The organism is Lacticaseibacillus porcinae (assembly GCF_003946305.1).
Lineage (GTDB): Bacteria > Bacillota > Bacilli > Lactobacillales > Lactobacillaceae > Lacticaseibacillus > Lacticaseibacillus porcinae.
Genome location: NZ_RHNS01000019.1, coordinates 1 through 1,728, shown reverse-complemented (window position 1 = coordinate 1,728; position 1,728 = coordinate 1). Strand labels below are relative to the sequence as shown.

Sequence of the window (1,728 nt, the reverse complement as noted above, 5' to 3'; positions counted from 1 at the left end):
TATTTGACTCCACCCGCACAGCGGGTGGTTTTGAGGCACGCGCGTTTTCCGCGCGTACCAGGCTAAAGCCTGCACAATAAAAATGAAACTACAAGTAGTTTCATTCTTATCAAGATTCAATTACATTAAGTCGGCACGCGTACCAGGCATTGCCGGACGACTGAAGTAGTAGCCTTGCACTGCCGTGATGCCCAAGTCTTGAGTCATCGCAAGTTCTGCTGCAGATTCAACACCTTCAACTTCAACGCTGTCGTGGTGCGTGTTTGCTGCTTGTTGCCAGGCAACTAATTGATTGTGCATTTGCGTCAAGGTGTTGCCATCGCGACGCATGCCGCGCAAAGAAACTTTCAACGTGTCAACGTGATCCGCAGCCTTCGCTAACTGGGTGCCATCGGTGTGGCTCCCTAAGTTATCCAAGGTGACGGCGATGCCTGCTTTTTGGAAGACTTTGGCGTTGGCTTCCAGTTGGTCGTTATCTGGAATCGTCGCCAATTCAATGGTCAAGTTATCCACCGCGTCAGATTGTGCCAGATCTGTGATCGCCTTTTGGGTGTCAGGATCTTCGAACTGCGTATCCGTTAAGTTAATGGAAATGTCTTTGACATCAAGTTGCGCGACGGCCCGTGCCATCAAATGTGCTTCCATGGAGGCTGGGATGGAGAAGGATGCTGGCAAGTGCCAGCCGCCTTGCTTAGAATCCCAAACCCGCAGCAACAACTCATAGTGATCAACTGAGTTAGTGGCGGTGTCCATCACTGGCTGTGAGAAGAAGGTGTAATCTGCCATTCCAGGAGCCCCACCAGCAGTGAAAATGTTCCCGTGAGTTAAAATGGCATTTTCATCAATAACATTCGCTACCACTGGAGCCGATTCCGCTGGATCATCTGGTGATGGTGCATTGGTTTGATCTGCGATGATCGCTGTTTGATCTGGAATCGTATGTGGCTTTGAGGCGTTAAATGATTGTGCGTTGTCACTCACGGCAGGTGCTGCTTTTGTTGGTGCTTTAGTCGCATCGACATAACTCAACGTCCGGCGCGTGGTGCCGTCACTGTTAACGGTGGTCGTATCCGTCGTTGGCGTTTGACCAGTTAAGCCATTGCCGGTACGAGTTGGCGTGGTTGCCGTGGTACTCGTCGGCGTCCCGGTTGTGATTGGTGTTTGCGATACTGTCGTCGTGTTGGTTGTATCAGTATTCGGTGTTGGTGTGCCATCGTCGCCACCTGGGGTAGTTGTTGGTGTGCCGTCGTTACCACCTGGGGTAATTGTTGTTGGTGTGCCGTCGTTACCACCTGGGGTAATTGTTGTTGGCGTGCCATCGTTACCACCTGGAGTAGTCGTTGTCGGTGTGCCATCGCCGGCACCTGGAGTAGTCGTTGTCGGTGTGCCATCGTTACCACCTGGAGTAGTCGTCGTTGGTGTACCATCGTTACCACCTGGAGTAGTCGTCGTTGGTGTACCGTCGTCACCACCTGGGGTAGTTGTTGATGGTGTACCAGCGTTGCCACTTGGAGTAGTCGTTGTTTGATCATGAGGAGTCAAACTTGGGGAATACTCTGGCACTTGAGACTTCTGGTAAACATGGACACCGCCGTCTGTATTGTACAAACTATTATCAAACGTATGTGGTGTATTCTCTGTCGGCACTTTCGTCTTTACTTGCACACCATCATCTAACTGATGCAAGTCAGATTGCTTTTGCAAGTTTTCACCAGTCGTAAATGGCGT

General features: G+C 50.9%; 1 protein-coding gene. It reads right to left on the bottom strand.

Annotated elements, in window-relative coordinates; translation table 11 throughout:
* Positions 1-120: 120 nt before the first annotated feature.
* Positions 121-1,728, bottom strand: a 1,608-nt coding sequence (locus tag EKM92_RS11790; RefSeq protein ID WP_125711042.1) for an EAL domain-containing protein, incomplete at its 5' end; no start/stop codon positions are given.